The organism is Candidatus Dormiibacterota bacterium (assembly GCA_035532835.1).
In the GTDB taxonomy this organism is placed as follows: domain Bacteria; phylum Vulcanimicrobiota; class Vulcanimicrobiia; order Vulcanimicrobiales; family Vulcanimicrobiaceae; genus DAHUXY01.
Genome location: DATKQG010000074.1, coordinates 1 through 23,341, shown reverse-complemented (window position 1 = coordinate 23,341; position 23,341 = coordinate 1). Strand labels below are relative to the sequence as shown.

Sequence of the window (23,341 nt, the reverse complement as noted above, 5' to 3'; positions counted from 1 at the left end):
AATTGAGAACCTCCGTGAAGATATGCTCACGATACGCCTCTGGCGATGCGCGCGCCGTTACGCCCCGTTTCGCCCGTTAACGATCTTTCATCAAAGCACGAATCCGAGCGCTCCGAAGAGCGTCCCCGCTTGCGAGTCGCCTTCGGAGGTGTTCAGGAGGCTCAAACCGACCGCTTGGGACGCTGAAACGGTGTACGCGCCGATCTGCGTCTGCCCATCGGAGTCGAACAGCGCTCCAAGTTTCGAGCTGCAGACGAGGCACGAACCCTGCACGCGCGCGAGCGCGGAGGCGATCGGGATCGTCACGCGGCTCGCATCGCCCGCATTCGCGCTCGTGACGGTGTGCGTTTCGGAGCCGTCGCCATAGATGACGTCCTGCGTGTTATAGCTGCGCGTTGCCAACGTTCCGACGATTGCGTACGTGCGCACGAGCGCCGCCGTGCCGGCGTAACAGCTCGGGGAGTTGCTTCCCACGCACGAGGATGTCGCGACCGGGCGCGTCAATGCAGCGGAACCGGTTGCCAGATTCAAGCCCGTTACGGGATCGCTCAAAGCGATGCTCCCGAGTTGTACGCTCGCACTATTGCCGGATGCCGAGTAGGTGTATTGAAACGCGAGCTGCCCAACGGGCGAGCCGAGCGTTTGACTGACCGGGCCGTAGAAGGCGATCTGCACGCTCGCGACGTCGCCCGTCACCTCTCCCCCGGAGTTCGCAAGACTCTGCTGCCACGAGCCGCTCGCGACCAAGAGCGCGTTCGACGACGCCGAGACGGTACCGGGGAGCGCGTATCCGCCCGAGAGCGCGCGATACTCCGTAAACGCATACGCTCCGGACGCCGCTTGCGGCGTTATGTCGAACGCGTCGTTGCCGGGCGCGGTGCACGAACCGTCCGCGTTCTCGACGACCGCCAGAACGTTCGTGCCGTTGTTATTCTGCCACTGATAGCACCACTGCGCGAAGAGCCCGCTGCCGACCGGTTTCATCGAGCCGGTCGCCGGCCCGGCGTTCAAGACGCCGAGTACTCCGGCATCGGCCCAAAACGGATACGGCCGCGTGACTTCGCGCGCAAGCCACGCATCGCGCACGCTTACGACCGGATCCGGGTACGCATTTTTCGCATCGTCCTTGCTATCGTCGAGTTCGCCCGAGCTACCAAGGAGCAGATTCGCGACCCCGCTCGCACCGGCGGCACCGCTCGTGAACGACGACCCGCCGCCCGGCGTAAGCGTCGCGGGTGAAATATTCGCCGCGCTACCCGGCGCACCGATGCCGAGGTTGAAATCCATGTTCGGCGGCAGCAGCGCGGAATACGCGCCTTTCGCGTCGGCGAGTGCGAAGAAGTTGAACGATGGGAAAAGGCGCGGTCTATCGCTCGCGATGAACGCCGCGGTGCCGCCGCCCAGCAGGCCGTACGGCGCACCGATCGTGCCCGTAGCAGTGAACGCACCGCCGGTGGCGATCGTCTGAACCTGGGCCGTGGCGGTATAGGGCACCGTGACGCCGGGAACGTTGACCGTTACCGTCACCGTATCGAGGCTCGGCTGCGAACCGGCCGGCAAGGCCGGCGCGAGATACGTTGCTTGGTTCGTCCCCGGCAGCGGCACGATGGTCGCGCCGTTCGCGCTTTGCCAAGAGATCTGCGCGTTACCGAGCGAGGCCACGAGATCGTCGACATCGGTACCGGCGGCAACCAGCGTCAGCGTGTTACCGGAGAAGAGGAGCGCGGCGGTCGGAAGCAGCGCGACCCCGCCTAAACGCGACGTCGCGTTGCCGGACGCGTAGACCAGGACGTTAGCGCCGCCTGCGACGACCCCGCCTTGCGGATCGGAGACTTTCACGAACGGTTGAGCGGCCGCGCTGGTTTGTAGCGTTGCGGCGTATTTCGCGGCATAGCTCGACGCCGCCGCGCGAAAGACGCCCGACCCGTCGGCGTACTGCACGCTGCCGTCGGGATAGGTGACGGCGGCGTTTGCGACCGGCGAGCCGACGAGGAAGCCCGGCGGCAGCGCCGGCGACGTGCCGGTGGGCGCAAGGGCGACCGTGCGCATGCCCGAGGACTCGATGACGATATGAAACGCTTGCGTTCCCACCGCCGTGGGCGTGGGCGCGACGGCGGGCGAAGCCGATGGTTGAGCCGGGCCAACCGCAGAGCCGGAGGCTCCGCCGCCGCCGCTGCACGCGCTCAGCGGCACGGCCGCAGCAAGCGCGAAGGCCGCTATCAAAGCTCGGATGGGGTGTATCATCGCGCAAAGTCCTCGTTTGTATGTAAGTAGGCGACGGCGGCCGCACGGCTCTCGACACCGAGCTTCTTCAGTATTCGTCCGACGTGGTTGTTAATCGTAAAGGCGCTCAATGCTAGGGCGTGCGCGATCTCTTTACTCGTCTGCCCCCGCGCCACCAGCCGCAGAATTTCGATCTCGCGGCTCGAAAGCTCGGTGCGCTTATGCTCCGAGCGACCGGACAAGAGACGCGAGTAACGCTCGACCACTTCCGCTCCGGGCACCGCCCCGAGCGCATCGGCGAGCCGCCGTTTGTAAGCGGCATAGAGCGCGTGTCCTTCAGCGAAAGAGCCGTTTTTCGCGAGGAGTTCCAAGGCTAGGCATACGGTCGCTTCGTCGAGCGCATCGAGTGAGAGCGCGCGGCGCACCGTGGCAAGCGCATCGTCGTAACGCTGTTGGGCGGCGTAAACCGATGCAAGCGAATGCAAGCCGTCGAGCCTCGCCACGCGCCACCGCCGCACGTGGGGCTGCAGCCACACCGGCGCCGCCTCTTCTTTCGGCGCGTCGCCCAGCCGCTCGCAGGCGTCTTCAAGGAACGGCGCCGCGGCATCGAAGGCGCCTACCGACGCGAGATGTTTCCCGCGCTGGAGATCGCCGAGCGCGGATTCGCTGTCGATCCACTCGACGTTGCTACGGCGCAGCGCAATCGTCGTGCCGTCGTACACGACGTACTCCGAAGAGTTGTCGCTCGCCGGCTGGAGCGCTCTGCGCAACGCATGAATCACGACGCGCAGCGTGACGTCACGCCCCTTGTCCGCATCCGGCCAAAGCGCGCCGAGCACGGCGCCCTTTGTTAGCGGCGCTCCCGCAATGGCGAGCAGACGTAACAATTCCGCGGCCTTGCGGCGTCCCCAACGCGCGTCGCCTTCCTGAATCTCGCCATCCCTCGACGAAACGCTCAATCCCGCGATCGCCGAGATGCGGAGCGGCGAGATGACGTGCTCGGGAAGCGTCTCAAGCAGATTCGCGGCCGCAGCGGCAACTTGGGCTTGAGGATCGGTTGACAATTCGCGCAGCAGCGGGCGGCTATCGGCACCCACGCCTTCGCGCGCGGCGAGCAAACGTAACGCGCCCGCGCGGCCGGACGGCGCGGCTTGAGCGTCTCTTGTGATCGCGACGAGTTCCTCCGTATCGATCGCATCCAGCCGCTCGTAGAGCGACTGCGCAGCGCGCACGTCCACGCCGTGACGCAGGCACCAATGAAAGACCTCACGCGCCGACGGAGCGTAGCGCAATACCGCATACGCCGCGCCCTGCGAGGTGAGTTCCTCCAACAGCGCGCGCGCTTCTGCTTCATCGAGCGTTCTCGCGCGCGCCGATAGCGCGTTCCGCCCGACGCGCGCGATCGCATGATGGTAACGGTCTTGCATCTCGCCGAAACTTGCCAGCGCGCGATCGAATCCCTCGAGCGCCTTTCGATCCTCTCCCTGCACGTGCGCGAACCACGCTCGTTCGAGATCGATGCGTGCCGTCAACCAGCGGTCGCCTTGCGCGAGCCGCGTCGCGCGCCGAATCGCATCGGCCCACCCGGGCTCGTCGCCGCCGCGGAGCGCCACCTTCGCCCGCAGCAACGCGATTTCGCAGCGACTCGGCGCGTTCCGAACGTCGACGAAACGCTCCGCGGCATCGCATGCTTCGATGACTTCCGCAAAATCCGGGTCGGCGGCAGCGAGCAGCGCCTCCGCCAACACCGTATATGCCACGCCGAGTTCCTCATCTTCGTACGAAGATCGCAGCGCCTCAACCGCCTCGCGACAACTCGCGACGGCGCGCTCGCCATCCTCGCCGAGCATGATGAGGGCCTTCGACACGACGAGCAGCGCATAGCCGACGTGAAACGGATAGTCGGCGCGGAAGAATTCTTCGGCGAGCTCCGCGTACTCGAGCGAACGCCGCCAATCGCCGATCCATCCGTAGACGCGCGCGATCTCGACGAAGAGCAGTTCCGCATGCGAGGATGCGGCAAGTTCCAGGCGCTCGGCCTGCGCGAACCACCGGAACGCCTCCTCGTACTCGAAGCGCAGCGCGTGCACCAACCCCAGCACCTCGTACGAGAGTTGGCGGAAGTTCGGACGATCGCGCAGCGACGGACCGTCGGCAAGGGTTAAGGCCTCGCGAAAACAGGCTTCACTTTCGGAATGATCGCCGTGCATGCGGAATCGAAACGTACCGAGCCCAACGCCTCGTTCGAGGAGTGCGACGCAAGCCGTACGGTCGTCCCCGTTGTGCCGCGCGGATTCGTAACCGGCGCGTAACTGCGCGTCGGCGTCCTCCCAGCGCCCGGCCCGCTGGAGAGCGCTCGCGCGCAGGCGGTACAGCATCGGTTTACGCCGGTAGGCTTCCTCCGGGACCAGTGCGAGCAGTTCCAGCAACCGTCGATAGCGATCGGTGAAGCGAATCGCCACGATCGCCTCTTGCACGTACTCGACGATCTCCACGAGGTCACCGGCTTCGATGACTTGCTCCAACGCCCCGAGTTTGTCGCCACGTTCGCGCAGCAGCGCCGCATAGCGGCGACGAACCTCCCGTTCGCGTTCGGGCTGTTCGCGCTTCATCCGCGCGAGTAGGAAGTCGCGAAAAAGCTGGTGCAGATGCCAGGCTCCGTCGTCGGCTTGTCGCAGATAGAGCGCGCGCTCCGCCAGCCGCGCCAGAATCGCAAGGCCGTCGCTGCGCTCCAAGACATAATTGACCGTCGTCTCGTCAAGCATCGCGGGGACCGCGAGGGCGCCGAGCATTTCGCGCACGTCCGGGTCGAGCGCCGCGACCACCTCTTCAGCCAAAAATGGAAACACCGCTTCGCCCGCTGCCGGAAAGGCTCCGTTCAATGCGAAGGCGCGCTCTTTTGCAAGCGTGGCGGTGAGGTGCACCGCGATCGCCCAGCCTTCCGTGCGGGCAATCAGGACGTCGGCGAGCGCGCGATCCGCAACCATCTGCTCGGCTTCCTCCGGCCGGAACCGCAGGTCGTCCTCGCCGATTTCGAGCAGGCGCCCCACATTGCGCAGCTTCGCGAGCGGCGCGAAACTCAGCCGCCGGCGCGAACCAAACGCGACGTGAACGCGCGGCGGCAACGACTGCAGCAACGCTGTGAGAAACGCCACAGCGCTTTCGTCGTCGATCGCCGCATCGGCGTCGTCGACGAACAACACGAGGTGTGCGCCGGATTCCTCGGTGAGAACGTAGAGTTCGTTGGCGACGGCCCGAGCGTAGGCCCGCGGGTCTTCGATGCGCTCGTTCAGCAGCCCGCGCACGGTGCCGCCGAAATCCGGGAAGGCTCGAGCGCATGCAAGCACGACGCCTTCGACGAGTTCGGTGAGGGTCGCTTCGTGGGCGACCAGCGTAAGCCAGGCGGTATGTGCCTCGCCGGCCAGCGCGTCGAGCCACGCCAGGAGCAGGGTCGTCTTGCCGTAGCCGCCCGCGCCGGTCACGGTTGCAACCGGAACCTGCAGCAGCCGATTCCACTGCGAATTCAAACGCTCTCGTCGCACCGTCCCGACCCCACCCTGCGGCGGCATCGAGCGAGCGAGCGGTACCGGTAGCCGGCCGGCGCCCCGTTGTCCTCGGGTCATGAGCGAGAGTGCCAGAACGCTCGTCGTAGCGTACCTCCGTACTTCAGAGGTTACACGAGCAAGCGCGCGAGCGGCGTTCCTCCATGAATCCAGACGGATGACTATTCATCAATAGCCGCGACTGGCTAGATTGGCGACCGGAAAGGTTCTCGTTCCCTGCGCGCAAGGCCTCGCCGTCGTGGCCCCGCTGCCCGGCCGGGCAACGGGACGGTCGATCGCCCTAACGAACACCGCGGACACGGGCGATGGTTGTTAGGGAATCACTTCACATTTTTGAGGAGAGAAAACTGTGAGATATACGATGATTTTGGGCCTCGTTTCCATGCTGTGCGCGTCCTGCATCGGCTATAGCCCGGCAGCGACGTCAGCGGCGGCGCCGACGTATCTTGCCCTTGGCGATTCACTCGCGTACGGCATGCAAATCGGCCATCTCAAACAAGAAATTGCCGCAGGCGACGTAACGGCCTCGAGCTTCAACACCGGCTACGTCAATCTCATAGCCGAGAGGCTCGACAGCACGACCCCGGGGCTGCGCGTCGTCGATTTGGGTTGCCCTGCGGAAACGTCTTCTTCATTCATTCAAGGGCCTTGCGGTTTTGCAACCACCGGCAAACCCTTCGGCCACACGCCTCTGCCCATGCACGTCCAGTACAAAGGGGCTCAGCTTACAGAAGCGCTCGGCGATCTGCGCAACAACCATGGCGACGTACAGCTCATTACGCTCGATTTAGGAATAAACGACCTGCGTGCGATCGAACTCAAATGCACGGACGAATCAACGTTCGAAACCTGTTTGCAGAACGGTTGGCCGGCAGCGTCGAAGACGCTAGAGAGTAATCTTCATTCCATTTTGAGTCAATTGCGTTCCGCGGCGCCGAAGACGAAAATACTCGTGATGACCTATTATAATTGGCTCGCCGTAGCTCACCCTCGTTCCAACCAACAAGTCAAAGAGCTAAATGGCATTATCACCAAAGAGGCGAGCGCTTTCAACGCCGGCACAGTTCATGTCTTCTCGTCATTCAATGCCGCACCGGGCGGAAACGCCACGTTGTGTAGGTTGTCCCTCATCTGCGGCCCAACCAAGGACCTACATCCGACGAACGCCGGTTACGCACTTATCGCGCAACTCTTCGAACGGCAGTTGTAAAAAACGCGGGCCGGCGGAGAATTCTCGCCGGCCCGCGTTCGTTGGTCTTATGCGATCTCGAACAGCCCGGCCGCGCCCATGCCGCCGCCGATACACATCGTGACGACGACGTATTTGACGCCGCGGCGCTTGCCTTCGATCAACGCGTGCATCGTCATGCGCGCGCCGCTCATGCCGTAGGGGTGGCCGATCGAGATCGCGCCACCGTCCACGTTAAAGCGATCGTTGGGGATCCCTAACGTATCGCGACAGTAGACCGTCTGTACCGCGAACGCTTCGTTCAGTTCCCACAAACCGATGTCGTCGATCTTCAAGCCGTTGCGCTTGAGCAGTTCCGGCACGGCAAAAACCGGTCCGATGCCCATTTCACCCGGTTCGCATCCGGCGACGACGAAACCGCGGTAGATGCCGAGCGGTTCGAGGCCGCGTTGCTCCGCAAGCTTGCGATCCATGATCACCATGGCCGCGCCGCCGTCGGAGAGTTGCGAAGAGTTGCCGGCCGTGATCGTCGTCTCTTTCACGCCGGGAACGGCGCCTTTGAGCGAGGAGAGGCCTTCGAGCGTGGTATCCGCCCGATTGCCCTCGTCCTTCTTCAAGACCACATGCTCTTCGGTAACGACCCCGGTTTCTTTATCCTGGTTGTACTTCCAGGACGGAAGCGCGACGATCTCCGCATCGAAGCGTCCCGCGGCCTGCGCCGCGGCGGTACGCTGCTGGCTTTGAAACGCGTACTCATCCTGGCGTTCGCGCGAGACTTTGTACTTCTTCGCCACGTCGTCGGCGGTGTACAGCATCGGCATGTAGATGTCGGGCGTATGACGCAGCAACCACTCGTCCGTGTAGTGCGTCATGTTGATGTTGTTCTGTACCAGCGAGATCGATTCGACGCCGCCCGCAACCACGACGTTCGAACCGTCGACGATCACGCGTTTGGCGGCGGATGCCACCGCATCCAACCCCGACGCGCAGAAGCGGCTGACGGTCTGTCCCGAAACGCTGACCGGGCAGCCGGCGCGCAGCGCGGCCGTGCGCCCGATGTTGTTACCGGTCGATCCCTCGGGGAGCCCCGATCCGACGACGACGTCGTCGATTTCGGCCGGATCGATGCCCGCCCGTTCGATCGCGTGCCGTACGGCGTGGCCGACGAGCGTGGCTCCGGACGTTTGATTGAATGCACCGCGAAATGCCTTACCGATGGGCGTCCGCGCCGCCGAGACGATAACCGCCTCACGCATTGACTAACTCCTTTTTATACGTAGCGAACGTGCCGTTGTGCTTGGCGATTTGTTCCAGCAATGGCGCGGGCTTCCAACCGAATTTCACGATCGTATCGTAGACGTGTTTGACTCCAACCTCATCGGCATACCACATCGGGCCGCCGTGATGCGGCGGGAAGCCGTATCCGTACACGTAGACGATGTCGATGTCGCCCGGGCGCAGCGCGACGCCTTCTTCGAGCAGATACGCGCCGCGATTGACCAGCGCAAACGTTAAGCGCTGCAAGATCTCTTCATCGCTCACTTCACGCGGTTTGATTCCGGCTTTCGCCGCTTCGTCCGCAAAGAGCGCTTCAATCTCGGGGTCGGGGATCGGCTCGCGGCCTTTGCCGACCGCTTTATCGTACTTGAAGTATCCGGCCATCGTTTTCTGGCCCAAGCGCTTCATCTCGACCAGGCGATCGATCACGTTGGTGCGGCCGCTCGCAATATCCGGGCGCGCCTTGCCGATATGCCAGGCGACGTCGATGCCCGAAAGATCGCCCATCGCGAACGGTCCCATCGGGAAGCCGAACGCCTTCGCGACGCGGTCGATGCGCGCGGGTGAGACGCCTTCCTCTGCGAGCGCTCCCGCAGCCCCGGCATAATCGAACACCATGCGGTTGCCGATGAAGCCGAACGCGTTGGTCGAGAGCACGGCCGTTTTGCGCAGCGTCTTGCCGAGTTTGAACGCCGTTGCCAGCGTCTGCGGCGAAGTCGCCTTGCCGCGGACGATTTCGAGCAGCGGCATGATGTTGGCCGGAACGAAGAAATGCAACCCGACGAATTTGTCGGGACGCTTGGTCACCGAAGCCATCTCGTCGATATCCAGCGTGGACGTATTCGATGCCAATAGTCCTTCGGGTTTCACGATCGCGTCGAGCTTCTTGAACACGTCTTTCTTGACGTCCATGTTTTCGAACACGGCCTCGATCACGACGTCGGCATCCGCAAGCTCCTCCCACTCGTGCGTAAAGACGATCGACTGACCGCGCTTCCACGCTTCTTCCTGGGACATCTTCCCTTTTTGCACTTGGTACATGAACATGCCGAAGACGGTCTGCTTGGCCTTATCGACCGCTTCTTCGTTCGAATCGACCACCACGCAAGGAATGCCCGCGTTGGCAAACGTGATGGCAATGCCGGATCCCATCGTGCCCGCGCCGATGACGCCCGCTTTTTTGATCTCCAGCGGCTCGGCCGCGGGTAGGCCGGGGATCTTGTTCAGTTCGCGCTCGGCGAAGAAGACGTGGCGAAGCGCGGCGGACGGCGCGGAGCGCACGAGTTCTTCGAATAGCCGCGCTTCTCGCGCGATACCGAACTCAAACGGCAGCGTGACCGCGGCTTCGACGGCGTCGATCAGTTTGTGCGCCGCAAAACCGCCGTTGTTCTCCGGCGGCACCATTTTGTGCGCTTGCGAGACGATAAACGGCGCGGCTTGCATGCTGATGCCCTTGCCGATGATCGCTTTGCGTTGCGAGAGACGACGCTTGGGCTCCGAGGCGACGACGCGCCGGGCGAGTGCGACGGCCGCGTCGACGACGTCCGACTCCACGACTTCGTCGAGGATGCCGCTCTCTTTGGCCTTGGGCGCGGGGTGCGTCGAGCCTTTGAGCATCACTTCGAGCGCCGCTTGCGCACCGATCAGACGCGGCAGACGCTGCGTGCCGCCGGCTCCCGGCAAAAGGCCGAGTTTAATTTCGGGTAGTCCGACCTTCGATTTTGCGGTCGCAACGCGATAGTCGCAGGCCAGCGAGAGTTCGAGCCCGCCTCCCAACGCATTGCCGTCGATCGCCGCAACGTACGTTTTTGTGCTGCGTTCGACCGCGGCGATGACGTCGCGAACCGTTTTCGTTTCGGGTGTCGGCTCGGTCGAGAAATCGTTGACGTCCGCGCCGCCGGAGAAATTCTTGTTGACGCCGGCGATGACGATCGCTTTGACTGCGGGGTCGCTCTCGGCCGTTTCGACGGCCGAGAGCAGTTGGGCCGAGAATGCGAACGAGAGCGCGTTCACCGGCGGATTATCCAGGGTGAGGATGCGAACGCCGTCGCGATCCTCCACGTGCACCTGTGCCATGTTACGCGGTGACCGCCGCTTTGCGGTCGAGCTCGAAGCCCGATTCCGGCAGCGTCATGACGTCGCCGGAGCCGTCGATGACCTGGCGTTTGAGCCATGCCGCCTGCGTCATCACGTGCGAAGCGTAGAACTTGGCCGTGGTGATTTTGGAGCTGTAGAACGGGTCGGTATCGCCGGCGGCGATCTTTTCCGCCGCCACCTTGGCCGCGCGCGTCATCTGCCAACCACCGGCAACGACGCCCCACAGCTTGAGATACGGCACCGAACACGCGAAGGCTTTATGCAGGTCGCCCATCGCATTCATACCGATCCATTGCGAGACTTCACCGAGCGTCGCGATGCCCTTGAGCAGCGCCTCGCCCAGCGCCTTCACATCGGCGTTGTCGTGCGCGGCGGCTTCCTTGGCGAACTTCTCCATTTGCTTGATCACCGCAGTTGCGGTAGCGCCCATGTCGCGGATGAGCTTGCGGCCGACCAAATCGAGCGCCTGGATGCCGGTCGTGCCTTCGTAGATCGTGGTGATGCGTACGTCGCGATACTGCTGCGCGATGCCGGTCTCTTCAACGTAGCCCATGCCGCCGAAAATCTGGAGCGCGGTCGAAACCAAATCTTGCGAGACTTCCGTCGACCAGCCCTTGACCACCGGAATCATCAACTCGACGAACGCCTTGTGCTCCTTGCGCACTTTCTCGTCGGGATGCTTGTGCGCGAGATCGAGCGAGGCTGCCGTGACGTACGCTAGCGCGCGCATCGCTTCGATTTGCGATTTCTGCCACATCAGCATGCGTCGCACGTCGGGGTGCTCGATGATGCGCACCGACTGCGGATTGCGCGAAGCGGCGTCGCGGCTCTGCACGCGCTCCTTAGCGTACTCGAGCGAATGCTGGTACGCGCGGTCCGCGACCGCGTAGCCCTGCACGCCGACCGAGAACCGGGCCGCGTTCATCATGATGAACATATATTCGAGGCCGCGATTGGGCTCTCCAACGAGATAGCCGACGGCGCCCTCGCCCTTCTCGCCGTACGCCATCGTACAGGTCGGGTTGCCGTTGATACCGAGCTTGTGCTCGATGCCGACGCACACGACGTCGTTCTTTTCGCCGAGCGTACCGTTGGCGTTCACCAGGAACTTCGGAACGATGAACAGCGAGATGCCTTTGGTGCCGGGCGGAGCGTCGGGAAGGCGCGCCAGCACTAAGTGAATGATGTTCTCGGCTAAGTCGTGCTCGCCGAACGTAATGAAAATCTTCTGGCCTTTAAGCAGGTAGTGGTCGCCTTGCGGCACGGCTTTCGCCGTCGTCGCCGCCAGATCGGAGCCGGCCTGCGGTTCGGTCAAGTTCATCGTGCCGGTCCATTTACCGGAGACCAAATTCGGAATGTACGTCTTCTTCTGTTCGTCCGAACCCACCAGTTCGATCGCTTCGATCGCTCCCTGGTTCAGCAGCGGACCGTTCGCAAAACCGATGTTGGAACCGTTCCACATTTCGAGCGTCGGGCCGAGCAAGAGTTGCGGCAGGCCTTGGCCGCCGTATTCGGCCGGCACCGGCAAGCCGATCCATCCGGCGTCGGCGAATTTTTTATAGGCTTCTTTGAAACCCTTGGGCGTGGTGACCTCGCCGTCTTTCCACGTGCAGCCCTCTTTGTCGGCCGTACGGTTGAGCGGGTCGAGCACGCCGGTCGCAAATGCGCCGGCCTCTTCCAGAATCGAATCGAGAACGTCGGTCGTGTCCTCGAAACCGGGGAGCTTCGCGATCTCATCGATACCGGCGAGCTCGCGCAAAACGAATTGCATATCGCGCAGGGGGGCTTGATACGTACTCATGGCAGTGGTGATTCTTTCCGCTAGGCTAGCGCAGACGTTGCAGTGGAGGTGACGCCGTTGGCGCGCAGCGTTCCGCTCGTGCGCGGTTGTGCTGTCGCGTCGGCGTCGTAGAGCTCGCGGCGAAGCCGAGCGATCGATCCGGCGAGCATGTCAAGGTAGGGCAACATTCCAGTTTTGATGCGGTCGAGGCGAGCGCGTCCGTCGTCGGTGATGCGGTAATACCGCCGGGAGCGCTTGGTTGGATGCTCCCACTCGCCGACGATAAACCCGCGTTCCTCTAATCGCCGCAACAGCGGGTAGATCGTGTTGGTATTCACGGCCAATAGCCCGTGGCAGAGAGACTCGATGCGTTGCATCAAGCCGGACCCATGGTCGGGTTCCGTGGCCAGCAGGTGGAGAATCAGGACGGGGAAGACCGTTTTGGACTTGATCGGCCCCCGGATGACCTCTTCGGCTGGTCCCTTACTACGAGCGCTCATGATATATAATGCATTATTATTTTTAATAAAGACCCGATTCCTGCACCCTCTGGGAGAAAGGGGCGGAAAGACCGGCCCGCATGAAAACGACTTCCGCTTTCGACAAGGCTTCGCGCGTCGTGGTAGGATAGCGCCATGAACCCCTCCGCTCCCCACGCCCCCCTCTCCAAAAGCCACCGCCTGGTCTATGAAATCGTTCAGGAGCAGGGGATCGGGCGGCACCTCGCCATGGCCGATCTCTTCGCGCTAGCCCAATCCAGGCAGCCGCGGATCGGTTTCACGACCGTCTACCGGGCCGTCACCAAGCTTCGCGACCTCGGGCTGGTCTCGGAGATTACGCCACACGGAGCGGAGCGCGCCTATTACGAGCCGGCGGGACCCGCACACGCACACTTCCGCTGCGACCGATGCGGCGACGTACAGGACGTCGATTTCTCGATTCCGGCCACCGTCACCACCGCACTAGCGGCACAGATCGGCGGCGCGATCGCGAACGCTACCGTGCACTTCCGGGGACGCTGCGCCGCGTGTTCGCGCCTGGAAGATTCGGCCTAGGGCCGCCTGACGCGGTAGCCGACTCCGTACACCGTTTGCACGTACTGCGGGTCGCGCGGGTTCGGTTCGATTTTCTTGCGTAAGTTATTGATGTGCCGGTCCAGCGTTCGCTCGTAAATCGATCCGCCGTCACTTAACCGGTCGAGCAACTGCGAGCGCGTAAAGACTTGCCCGGGACTCTCGCAAAGCGCGGCGAGAATCCGAAACTCCGCCGGCGTCAGCTGAACCGTAACGCCGTCGACATATACGCGATGCGCGGCAGCATCGAGAACGAGCTCGCCGATTTGCGTCATATGACACAATAGGATTCGCGCGTGGCGCGGCGACTCCCGGAGCTTTAGGCAAAGTGGGAGTAATGGCCTACGCTACGCGATCCATTTGGCGAGCGCGTAAGCCGCAATAGCCGCAGCGCCGCCGATGGCGAGCGTCTGGAAGCCCGCTTTAAGCGGAGCGACTCCCGTGAAGCGCCCTTTTACCACGCCGAAGATTGCTAACGCCAGCATCGTGATGATCGCCGACACGACGAACGCGCGACCGGTATCGGCAATCAACATGTACGGTAACAGTGGAACGAGACCGCCGATAACGTACGATCCGCCGATGATCGCCGCCGCGCTCCGCGCGCGCTTCGGATCGGGTGCCTCCAATCCCAATTCGAAACGCATCATAAAATCGATCCATCGCTCGGGGTCCGCCGTAATCGCATCGACCACACGCTCGAGCGCATCGCCGCGTAGCCCGTATCCCTCGAAGATTTCGATCACTTCGCCGCGTTCGTGATCGGGAATGCGTTCGACTTCGTCGCGTTCGCGCCGCAGTTCGTTCTGATAGTGCTCGCGCTCGGTGCGAGCCGCCAGATAACCACCCAGGCCCATTGCAATTCCGCCCGCGGCCAATTCCGCCACGCCCGCCGTAACGACGAAATGCGATTGCGCAAAAGCACCCGAGATGCCGGCCGCCAGTGCAAAGGGAACGGTCAACCCATCCGACATTCCGATGACGACGTCGCGAACGGCTTCCGAGGCGGTAAAGTGCCGCTCGATGTGAGGGTGTAGGGCGCGCATAACCTCAAAACCATACACGACCGCGCGGCGTTAGGCCAGCACTAGCATCGCATCGAGTCACGCCGCGTTCATATGCCGGCTCGTTTTCGGCAATCGCGATGCTCGATGCTCGTGTGGATGTCCGCTACTCCCACGGCAGTCGCCCACCGTTTACTCGCGCCGGAACGTAGCCTTCTGGGCCACTCCGCGATCTGCGAAACGCTCCAGCGTTTCGGCATCGGCGCGCTGCACTACGCATTCGAGCGCGGGATCCGCGTCGTGCCGCTACGCCGATCCGAGCGATACTCCCAGGCTTCGCCGGCCTTGCAGCGGCTTGGAATCGACGTCGATAGCTGGCCCGCCCCGCCCGCCGGGCTCTTCGTCGTGGAAGAGCGCACCGTCTATCTTCGTTCGCGCAGCCCGATGACGGTGGCTCACGAATTCGGGCACGCGCTGGATTGCGCTCTGGGCGCGGGCATCTATCGCTCGGGCATCGATCCGCGGATCCGCCGCTGCTTCTCCAACGCGCGAGCCTTCGTGACGCCGTACGCAGCGACCGGCATCGACGAATACTTTGCGGAGTCGTTGAGAGCGTTTATCGAAGCGAACGATCCGGCATCCGCGTGGCCGCGAGCCACGCGCAGCCGCCTAGCCCACCTCGACCCGGCGATGTTTGCCTATGTCTGCGAGCTGTTCGATACCGAATTCCGCTCGGTTGCGTGAACGCGATCGCGCAACCGCCGGCGCCGCGTTCGGTTCGCAATCGTTATGACGGAACGCATGCCGGTCGTCTTTTTCGGCCACGGAAACCCGCTCAATGCATTAGACGACAACGACTACACGCGCGGTTGGCAAGCGATCGGGCAGAGCACCCCGCGACCGCGCGCGATCCTGGCGGTCTCCGCCCATTGGTACCTCCCGGGAACGCACGTTACCGCGATGGATACTCCACGCACGATTCACGATTTCGGCGGTTTTCCGCCCGAACTCTATCGCGTGCAATATCCGGCGCCGGGCTCGCCCGCGCTTGCGGAGCGCGTGCGCGGTCTCCTGGCTCCGACGCCGGCCGGGCTGGATTTCGCATGGGGTCTCGATCACGGGACGTGGTCGGTACTCGTGCACGCCTTCCCGAACGCCGATATCCCCGTCGTGCAACTGAGCCTCGACGAAACGCTCGACGCGCGAGCCCATTATCGGCTGGCGCAACGCCTTGCGCCGCTACGCGATGAGGGCGTGCTCGTCGTGGGAAGCGGAAATTTGGTTCACAACCTTCACACGTTCGCGTGGGGTCGCCACAGCGTCGCACCCTTCGACTGGGCGGTACGTTTCGAAGCCTATGCGCGCGAAGCGATGCTGCTTGGTAACGACGAACCGCTCGTCGACTACGAGTCCCTCGGAGAGGACGCGCTCCTGTGCGCGCCCACCCCCGAGCACTATCTCCCGCTACTCTACGTCCTGGCGATGCGCGCGCCGAACGATCCGATCGCGTTCCCGGTCGAAGGCGTCGACGGCGGCTCGATCTCGATGCTCAGCGTGAAAATCGGCTGATCGCGGGCGTACGCGACTACTGCGCGACCGCCTTCACTTCAGCGGTGGTTACTGCGCCGGCCTTGTTGCCCCAACTCGAGCGAATATAGGTGACCGCCGCGGCGATATCGGCGTCGGAGAGCTGCGTCCCCCACGCGGGCATCTCGCCGTTATAGGTTACTCCCTTCGCGACGATCTGGCCCTTCAGGCCGTATTTCACGATGTGGATCACCTTCGTGGCGTCGCCGACCACGGTTGCGTTTCCGGCCAGCGGAGGAAACGTCGAGGGAACGCCCTCGCCGGTGGCCTGGTGACAGCTCGAACAGTTCGTCTGGTACACCTTGGCTCCGTCGCTCGCCATGGCACCGTTGGCGGCCGTCATGGCACCGGCGCTTGCCGAGGCCATCGGTACCGCGGTGGTCGCGGCCGAGCTCGACGTTTCGGAAGTCGATGATTTGGCGCACGCAGCAAGTGTCAGCGTGAGCGCAGCAGCCACAAGGCCCAGCTTATAGTATCGGTTCACTTCGATCACCCTCCATAAGGACATCGCTATTCGTCAGTACGCGGTAATCGCCGAGGCCGCCTGCGCGTCCGGCCATCGCCGCGTGGCGTTGCTTCTGCTCGTACATCGAGCGATCGGCTGCGTCGATCACCTCATCTACGCTCGCGCCATCCATCGGATACACGCCGATGCCGACGCTCAACGATACCCGTAAACTCCGCGTATCAATCACGATAGGTTCCAGAAAAGCGGCGAAGACGCGCTCGCGCGCGTGTTCTAATTCGTTGACATCCGCAACCGATCGCACGAGCACTGCGAATTCGTCGCCGCCGATCCGAGCGGCCATATCCGACTCGCGAATGACCGTCGTCAAGCGCCGAGCGACGATGCGCAGCAGTTCGTCGCCGGTCGAATGCCCGTATGCATCGTTGACGTGCTTGAATCCATCGACGTCGATGAACAGCACTCCTACCATCTCGGCGGTACCGTTTGCGCGCTCGATCGCCTCGCGAATGCCGTCGTAGAATGCGAGCCGATTCGGGATACCGGAAAGCGGATCGGTGAGCGCGATCTCTCGCAACTCCTTGTTCCGCAGCGCTTGGTTCGAGAGCGCGAGTTCGACTGCATGGCGTTGGCGGTCGAGCGTTTGGATGCGATCGAGCACGCTAAAGGTCATGATGACGCATTGGAGCGTCGCCCCCGTTTCGATTCCGTAGGCGGCCCAAGACCACAGCGCGCCGACCGGGAGGTAGGCGTCGTAGTACAGATTCGCGGCGACGCCGATCAACATCGGGGCGAACGCGATCGAAAAGAACCGCGCCGCTTCGAAGCCCTGCCTCCAGCGGACGATGCCGACCGCGGCGACACTCAACATCAACGCGGCTTGCACGATCAATAACGGTGCGACCAACACCCTTCCCGTCGCAAGCGCGTATTGAGCGGTCGCGACGAGCGTCTGCACGATGAAAAGCCCGACGATGAGCCTATCCATCCATGGAAGGTTGCGGCGCAGCAGCAGGAAGGCGCGCGCAAACAGCAGGTACGTAGCAAACGCAAGCGTGCCGGTGAGCAATACCGCCAATCGCGCGTTGCCGCCGCGGTCCGGCCATAGGTATTCGCTGCCGACGCCGGTGGTGACGATTTCGTACAGCGCGAGCGCGAGAATAAAACTCGAATACCACAAGGCCGTTGCGTCTCTAAGCGCGACGAACGCGTACACGTTGAACAGCAACACCGCCAAGAGAACGCCGAGAAACACGCCCTGCATGAAGCGACGTAGCAACGAGGCTCGATAGAAGCGGGGCGCGTCCTGCAGCGTCAGCGTCAAGCGTTGGTCGGGATGAAAGCGCAGATGCAGATAGATCGGCAGCCGACCGGAATTGGCGGGCGTAATAACGAATGTCGGCAGCGTGTAAGGAACCGTGCGCGCGACAAACGGGATGTCGACGCCGCTGCGCTGGCGCACGTAGACGCCACTGCGAAGCGGAACGTAAGCGTCGACGCGATCGACGACCGAGAGCCGCAGAAACCAGCGCGCGCCCGCCGGAACCGGGCCGATGCGTACCCGCATCCACACATCGACGGGCGAGCCGCGTAGCGCACCGGCCCGATAGGGCTCAAAAAGCGCGCGCCCGGACAGCACGGCGGCCTCCGGTAAGGCGCCGCTCGCAACCGATGTCTGCGAGAGGATCGACATCGCCTGGCGATCGGCGGGCAAAGCTATCGCCGCCGCTTCGGCATGAGCCGAGGTCGCGAGCACGCAGCACAGCAGCATCAACGCGCGCCAGGACACCGATATACGCCTTTCCACAAGGCCGTTCAACCAATGCGCGCACCCCGTTCGCTAGGCTGTCTATTCTAGCGCGCGGCGACGATGTCCGTGTGGCTATCGCGCAAAAACCCTACCAGCGCGGCAAGCGAGGTGGGCGTCGGACGCATCAACGTCACCGATGCTCCTTCGTATTCGGAACGCTCGGCGGCCCGGCGCAGCATATAGGCGATATACGACCGCTGCGCCCGGTCGTCGACGGTCATATCCCGCTGCACGAAGGGGACGCCGTCGCGTCGAAACGGGCGTGCGTCGGCCTCGCCGCGTTCGTCGAAGAAAGCCAGCGTCTGCCCGGTTAGAGCCGCAGCCATCCCCGCGGAGCGGCGCGAAGCAACGCCGTCGAATTGTCCTAGTTGTGCCCGCAACGACGCCAATTCGCTCGCGCTCGGCGGACGCTCCAGGTGAACGTACAGGCGGTCTCCGGCCGCGCGGACGTCGGCGGCGAAAGCAGCGGCTTGCGCGGCGTGGGGATCGAGATCGAAGGTCAGCGGCACGCCCAATCCGAGGAAGCCCGACTCGACCGCAACCGACTGCCCGCACAGGCCGACCACGATGCTCAACCGCTGCGGCCGCCGTCCCACCCGCGCCATCAGCGGATGGCCGATCTCGACGGCGTCGCGCGAGAACAGATCGCGAACCGCAACCTCGCGGATGCGGGGACGCCGCGCCGGCGCCACGTGGCTCGCGCCGCGTGCCACCGTCGGCGGCGGATGAGCGGCGCCGCTACCGCTTACATAGCCCGCAACGATCGCTACGAGCGCGAGAACGATCAGGGTGCTCCAGAACCAATTACGCATTCCTGCGTGCCGCGACGCGGCCGCTCATCGCCCACACCAGCGAAACCAAGAGGAAGTTCGCGACCAGCGAACTTCCTCCGTACGAAATAAACGGCAACGTGATGCCGGTGAGCGGAAACACGCCGATAACGCCGCCCACGATGATGAAGACTTGAAATCCCAGCGTCGCGCCGAGCCCTGTCGCGAGCAGCTTCGCGTACAAATCGGGTTGCTCCATCCCGACCGCAAGCATCCTGCGAACCATGCCGAGGAACGCGGTGAGGACGATGATGGCGCCGATCCAACCGAACTCTTCGGAGAACGCCGCGTAGATATAGTCGGTCGCAACGTCCGGAATAAACCCGGGGTGGCCAAGCCGATAGCCGGTGCCGAATAAGCCTCCGGCCGACAGCGCATAATATCCCTGCGACGATTGATACCCCGCGCCCAGCGGCGACGAAAACGGATCTCGCCACACCGCCACGCGCGTCTGGACATACGGAAAGTGATGCATCGCCCAGAACGCGGCAACCGCGAAGATCGCCATGCCGAACACGACGATATCGATGCGCCGCGTCGCAACGTAGAGCAGCGTTGCAAACGTCGCGAGCAGCAGTGCGGCCATCCCGAGATCGCGCTGCAGGATGAGAATGGCCATCGAGGCGCCCCACCCGATGAAGAGCGGGCCGAGATATTTGAGATTGGCGCGTAACGACCACGGCCGCGCGGCGGCAATCACGTCCGCCGTCTCCGCCAAGTATGCCGCCAAGAAGAACACGATAAAGAGCTTGATGAGTTCGATCGGCTCGTAGTGCACCGGCCCGATGGTGATCCAGAGCTTAGCGCCGTTGACTTCTTGCCCGAAGATCACCAGCAGCACGAAGAGAATCAGCGAACCCAATACCCAGAGATACTTGTACGAAGCTAGGCGACGCACGTTCGCGCACGCGGGTCCCACCGCTATGGCGATGACGAGCGAGACGAGCAGCCACCATTGCTGTTTGAGCGCCAGTTGCGGTGAAACGCGCGCAACGAGCGTCAAACCGAGCCCGCAAAGCACGATCGCTAGGGCGGGCAGCATATCGTCCCGCTTGGCCTGCATCGGCGCCAGGACGACCCAGGCGAGGGCCAGCACCGCGAGCGCTCCCAGCAGCCATGGCGATCCGAGCGTCTGCGGCGGAGCGAAGTGCAACATCACCGCGCTCACGAGGAGCGCGACAACCATCGGCAGGACGCGTCGCAGAACGAGCGTCAGCGCAGCCACCCCGTGCTTGCCAGGGCCAGCGTCGCGAGCGTCGCGGCGCAGCGTATCAACCACCGCGTGACAGCCAGCGGAGGGCGGCCTTGAAGGATCGCCGGCGCGCCGCGTCCTTCACGGTCGGTATCGTCGAATCGCACCACCAGCAGGTGTTCGTTCGCAGCGGCTCGTTCGACGTGCGCGATCAATCGCTCGCGATCGATGTCGCCTTGCAGGCGGTGCGCCACCAGCACGACGACGTCGCCGGGCTGCAGCGCAAAATTCGAAACGCAGACGTCGAGGTTCGGGCTGGTCCCCAGCGCGCGTGCCAGGAGTGGGCGCGGAACGTCCTCAAACGAATCGTCGGCGGTTAACGCGCGGACGCTGCCGCCGTGCGCGAGATACGCGGCGGTCCCTCCGGCGTGAACGACGTAGCCGCGTCCCCGCACCACGAGCACGGCCGTCATCGAGCAGCCGGCGGTAATGTAGTCGGCGTGCGCCGCGCTGCGTACGAACAGATCGGCGTTGACCCGAGCCAGAATGCTCAGCAACGCATTGGATGCGGCCGCGGGGCGATCGATCGCGCGACGGAAACGCTCGCCGCGCACGCGTCGCTCCCCCTCCGATCGCACGCGTGCGAGCGCTGCGGGTGCGCTGGGCTGTCCGTCGATACGACCGAAGCCGGCCGCGACGGCGAATAACCACGTGTGTTCCGCGAGTTGCATCGTCAAGCACCCCGCGCGATCCCCGCGTATCGCTACGTCCACGGCGAGATATCCTCTACCACCAAGCGCGTGGTGCCGACGTCGATTGCGTCGCCGACGCGCACTTCGATCGCATCGTGCAATCGGCGCCCGTTGAGAAACGTTCCGTTGCGGCTCTGCAGATCGCGCACGAAGACCGTTCCTCGTTCGGTTTCGAAGCGCGCGTGCCGCCGGCTCACCTCAGAATCCGCGAGGACGAGTCCAGCCTCCGGGCTACGTCCAACCACGATCGGACAAACGGCCTCGAGCGAGCGCGGCGTGCCAAACTCGATGGCGCGAAAGCGCACCCGCATCGGCGCGATAGCGCCGATCTCCGAAGCGATCCGCCGGCGTGGAATCACCGCAATTGCAGCGACCGCCATCAACGCGGCAGAGATCTCAAGCGATCCGATCCGCATCTGCGCCGCGAAGTTCACTCGCCCAGCGTCTCCAAGCGCATCTGCGTGTTGCCGAAGCCGAGGACGTCGCCCGGCATCAAGCGACGTTTGCCCACGCGCTCGCCGTTCACGAAGGTTCCGTTCGTCGATTCGAGATCGCGAACGATCGGCGTGTCGCCCTCCATCTCTACGATCGCATGCGTTCGAGAGACGCTCGGATCGACCAAGAAGATATCGCTGTCGTCGCTTCTTCCCACGTTCGCCCTCCCCTCGATCAAATAGACGCCGTACGCCGGAACACCTTTGAGCATCCGCAGGTGAAAGCGCCGCGACTCTCCTCGGGGTGATGGTTGCTTGATCGCGGTCGTCACATCGCTCGCCACGATGACGTCGACCGAACCCACCGGGACGCTCGCGCGCCCCTCCATCGATACCTTGGGGCCGCCGTCGTAGAAATAGACGCCCACTCGCGCGGCCATGTCTCGCAGCAATTCGGCCCATTCCCGCTCGAGGTAGGCTCGATGGTCGGCTAGCCGCTCGAAATCTTCCGGGTGCACGTAGACGATGTACGACCCGGGAGCGAGCAAGTGCCCTTCGTCGCCGCGCGTGCGAGCCTCCATCGTCGATACCAGCTTCCGAGCCACTTGTGCCGGATCGAGGTCGCTCGGAAAAGACTTCGCAAACGTGCGCTCGATGAAGGCGGCGCACGCCTGCTCGATCCGCGCAAACCAACTCATGCTCTGTTGCCTATGACGCTCGCTCCAAACGTGCGATGTAGAATCCGTCGCGGCCGCCTACGCCGGGCGGAACGACAACGTCGCCCAGGCCCGACAGAAACGGTTCGAAAACACCCGGAATCAGTCCGCGCTCGAAGTGGTGACGCTCCAGAAATGCGTTCACCACCTCGGTGGTTTCACGCGGATCCGTGGAGCAGACCGCATAGACCAATGCACCTCCCTCGAACGCATGCGACGAGCAGGCATCGAGGAGGGCGCGCTGGGTATGGGCTAGCCGTTCGCCATCGCCGAGCTGCTTCTTCCAACGCGCCTCGGGGTGGCGTCCGACCACGCCGGTCCCGGAGCACGGCGCATCCAAAAGGATGCGGTCGAAGCGCTGGCTCGCACCCAGGATCGGCCCGGTCGCGTCGCCGACGACGACGCCGGCAGCGATCCCGGCGATCTCAAGCCGGCGCTCCAGCACGACGGCCTTGCGTTGATCGCGCTCCACGCAGAGCAGCGTGCCGTCCCCGGCAAGCCGGCTGCCGAGTTGCAGAGCCTTGTTGCCGCGGCCGCTACACACGTCGAGTACCGCTTCCGCCGGGTGCGGATGGAGAATTGCCGCGGGCATGGCCGAGCTCTCGGACTGCGTCCACCAGCGGCCCTGGGCCTGCGCCTCGTTGCGCGCTGCATACGACGCATCGCTCAGCAGCACGGATTCCCCGACGTAGGGCGACGGCTCGGCCGCAATCCCGCTTTCGATCAGATGCGCCACCAGCGCGTCTCGCGAGATCAGCAGCGGATTCGCGGTGATCGCGCTGCGAGCCGGATCGTTCACGGCGGCGCAAATCGATTCGAGCATCGCATCGCCGAAGACCGCTCGCCACTGCTTGACGAGCCACGTCGGTAGCGAATACGCGACGCCGAAGTACTCATCCTCGGATTCGAACGACGCACGCGTGGGCGCGGGCGGCCTGTCACGCAGGAATCCGCGCAGCACCGCGTTGACGAGATTTGCCACCCCGCGATGCCCGTATTTTTTGGCGAGGTTGACGAATTCAAAAACCGTCGCATGCTCGTCGGCGCGGGTAAAGACCAACTCGTACAGGGCCAAGCGCAGAATCTCGTGGATCGCCGGCGGCGGCGGCTGCGGCCGCTCGCCGATAAAGGGCTCCAAGTAGAAATCGAGCGTTCGCCGCATTTTGATGGCGCCGTATGCGAGCTCCGTCGCAAACGCACGATCGCGCGCATCGAGCTGCGCCTTGCGCGAACGATACTCCATCGCATCCTGGGCTCCGCGCTCGCTCCCGGCAACCGCCGGAAAGACGTCGCGGACGACGTGCAGGGCCGTCTCGCGCGCGTTCACTGGCTCACCGCGCGATCGCG

Annotated in this window: 20 protein-coding genes; 4 read left to right on the top strand and 16 right to left on the bottom strand. The window is 63.7% G+C overall.

Features of this window, described 5'->3' with window-relative positions; all coding sequences use genetic code 11:
- Positions 1-90: 90 nt before the first annotated feature.
- A complete protein-coding gene (locus VMW12_09270; protein HUZ49908.1) occupies positions 91-2,244 on the bottom strand; it encodes a hypothetical protein in 2,154 nt (717 codons plus the stop codon).
- Positions 2,241-5,846 (bottom strand): LuxR C-terminal-related transcriptional regulator, encoded by a 3,606-nt coding sequence (locus tag VMW12_09265; GenBank protein ID HUZ49907.1) that lies wholly within the window; start codon positions 5,844-5,846, stop codon positions 2,241-2,243. The genes VMW12_09270 and VMW12_09265 overlap by 4 nt, the downstream gene beginning before the upstream one ends.
- 289 nt (positions 5,847-6,135) lie before the next feature.
- On the opposite strand from VMW12_09265, the gene VMW12_09260 reads away from it, so the two are divergent.
- A complete protein-coding gene (locus VMW12_09260; GenBank protein ID HUZ49906.1) occupies positions 6,136-6,996 on the top strand; it encodes an SGNH/GDSL hydrolase family protein in 861 nt (286 codons plus the stop codon).
- A 47-nt stretch (positions 6,997-7,043) separates the two neighbouring features.
- Here VMW12_09260 and VMW12_09255 read toward each other — a convergent pair whose 3' ends face one another.
- Genes VMW12_09255 through VMW12_09240 form a run of 4 tightly spaced genes read right to left on the bottom strand, consistent with a single transcriptional unit; the run spans position 7,044 to position 12,630 of the window.
- Complete coding sequence (locus VMW12_09255) at positions 7,044-8,231, bottom strand: acetyl-CoA C-acyltransferase (protein ID HUZ49905.1); 1,188 nt, start codon at positions 8,229-8,231, stop codon at positions 7,044-7,046.
- Complete coding sequence (locus VMW12_09250; GenBank protein HUZ49904.1) at positions 8,224-10,329, bottom strand: 3-hydroxyacyl-CoA dehydrogenase NAD-binding domain-containing protein; 2,106 nt, start codon at positions 10,327-10,329, stop codon at positions 8,224-8,226. The genes VMW12_09255 and VMW12_09250 overlap by 8 nt, the downstream gene beginning before the upstream one ends.
- Position 10,330: 1 nt before the next feature.
- Positions 10,331-12,151, bottom strand: coding sequence for an acyl-CoA dehydrogenase C-terminal domain-containing protein (locus tag VMW12_09245; protein HUZ49903.1), 1,821 nt, complete (start codon positions 12,149-12,151; stop codon positions 10,331-10,333).
- Positions 12,152-12,171: 20 nt separating this feature from the next.
- The gene (locus VMW12_09240; protein ID HUZ49902.1) at positions 12,172-12,630 is read right to left on the bottom strand and encodes a PadR family transcriptional regulator; all 459 of its coding nucleotides are present in this window, start codon (positions 12,628-12,630) and stop codon (positions 12,172-12,174) included.
- Between the two features lie 135 nt (positions 12,631-12,765).
- Between VMW12_09240 and VMW12_09235 the strand changes: the two genes are divergently transcribed.
- A complete protein-coding gene (locus tag VMW12_09235; GenBank protein ID HUZ49901.1) occupies positions 12,766-13,185 on the top strand; it encodes a transcriptional repressor in 420 nt (139 codons plus the stop codon).
- Here VMW12_09235 and VMW12_09230 read toward each other — a convergent pair.
- A complete protein-coding gene (locus VMW12_09230; protein ID HUZ49900.1) occupies positions 13,182-13,478 on the bottom strand; it encodes a winged helix-turn-helix domain-containing protein in 297 nt (98 codons plus the stop codon). The genes VMW12_09235 and VMW12_09230 overlap by 4 nt on opposite strands.
- 72 nt (positions 13,479-13,550) lie before the next feature.
- Positions 13,551-14,249 carry a VIT1/CCC1 transporter family protein gene (locus tag VMW12_09225; GenBank protein ID HUZ49899.1) on the bottom strand — a complete coding sequence of 233 codons (699 nt, stop codon included), beginning with the start codon at positions 14,247-14,249 and terminating at the stop codon, positions 13,551-13,553.
- 117 nt (positions 14,250-14,366) lie between these two features.
- Here VMW12_09225 and VMW12_09220 point away from each other — a divergent pair, with 117 nt between their 5' ends.
- Complete coding sequence (locus VMW12_09220; GenBank protein HUZ49898.1) at positions 14,367-14,951, top strand: hypothetical protein; 585 nt, start codon at positions 14,367-14,369, stop codon at positions 14,949-14,951.
- Between the two features lie 45 nt (positions 14,952-14,996).
- Positions 14,997-15,776, top strand: coding sequence for a 4,5-DOPA dioxygenase extradiol (gene ygiD / locus VMW12_09215; protein ID HUZ49897.1), 780 nt, complete (start codon positions 14,997-14,999; stop codon positions 15,774-15,776).
- Between the two features lie 16 nt (positions 15,777-15,792).
- On the opposite strand, the gene VMW12_09210 is transcribed toward ygiD, so the two are convergent.
- The 8 genes from VMW12_09210 to VMW12_09175 form a co-directional block, all read right to left on the bottom strand.
- Positions 15,793-16,278 carry a cytochrome c gene (locus VMW12_09210; GenBank protein ID HUZ49896.1) on the bottom strand — a complete coding sequence of 162 codons (486 nt, stop codon included), beginning with the start codon at positions 16,276-16,278 and terminating at the stop codon, positions 15,793-15,795.
- On the bottom strand, positions 16,262-18,049 hold the full coding sequence (locus VMW12_09205) for a diguanylate cyclase (GenBank protein HUZ49895.1): 1,788 nt from the start codon (positions 18,047-18,049) through the stop codon (positions 16,262-16,264). The genes VMW12_09210 and VMW12_09205 overlap by 17 nt, the downstream gene beginning before the upstream one ends.
- Positions 18,050-18,114: 65 nt before the next feature.
- Complete coding sequence (locus VMW12_09200) at positions 18,115-18,882, bottom strand: divergent polysaccharide deacetylase family protein (GenBank protein HUZ49894.1); 768 nt, start codon at positions 18,880-18,882, stop codon at positions 18,115-18,117.
- On the bottom strand, positions 18,875-20,125 hold the full coding sequence (locus VMW12_09195; protein HUZ49893.1) for an FtsW/RodA/SpoVE family cell cycle protein: 1,251 nt from the start codon (positions 20,123-20,125) through the stop codon (positions 18,875-18,877). The genes VMW12_09200 and VMW12_09195 overlap by 8 nt, the downstream gene beginning before the upstream one ends.
- The gene (locus VMW12_09190) at positions 20,113-20,865 is read right to left on the bottom strand and encodes a hypothetical protein (GenBank protein HUZ49892.1); all 753 of its coding nucleotides are present in this window, start codon (positions 20,863-20,865) and stop codon (positions 20,113-20,115) included. The genes VMW12_09195 and VMW12_09190 overlap by 13 nt, the downstream gene beginning before the upstream one ends.
- Positions 20,856-21,278, bottom strand: a complete 423-nt coding sequence (locus VMW12_09185; GenBank protein HUZ49891.1) for an FHA domain-containing protein — start codon at positions 21,276-21,278, stop codon at positions 20,856-20,858. Before VMW12_09185 ends, VMW12_09190 begins: the two co-directional genes overlap by 10 nt.
- Positions 21,275-21,976 (bottom strand): FhaA domain-containing protein, encoded by a 702-nt coding sequence (locus VMW12_09180; GenBank protein ID HUZ49890.1) that lies wholly within the window; start codon positions 21,974-21,976, stop codon positions 21,275-21,277. The genes VMW12_09185 and VMW12_09180 overlap by 4 nt, the downstream gene beginning before the upstream one ends.
- Positions 21,977-21,986: 10 nt before the next feature.
- Positions 21,987-23,341: transcription antitermination factor NusB (locus VMW12_09175; GenBank protein HUZ49889.1), on the bottom strand; the 1,355-nt coding region annotated here is incomplete at its 5' end.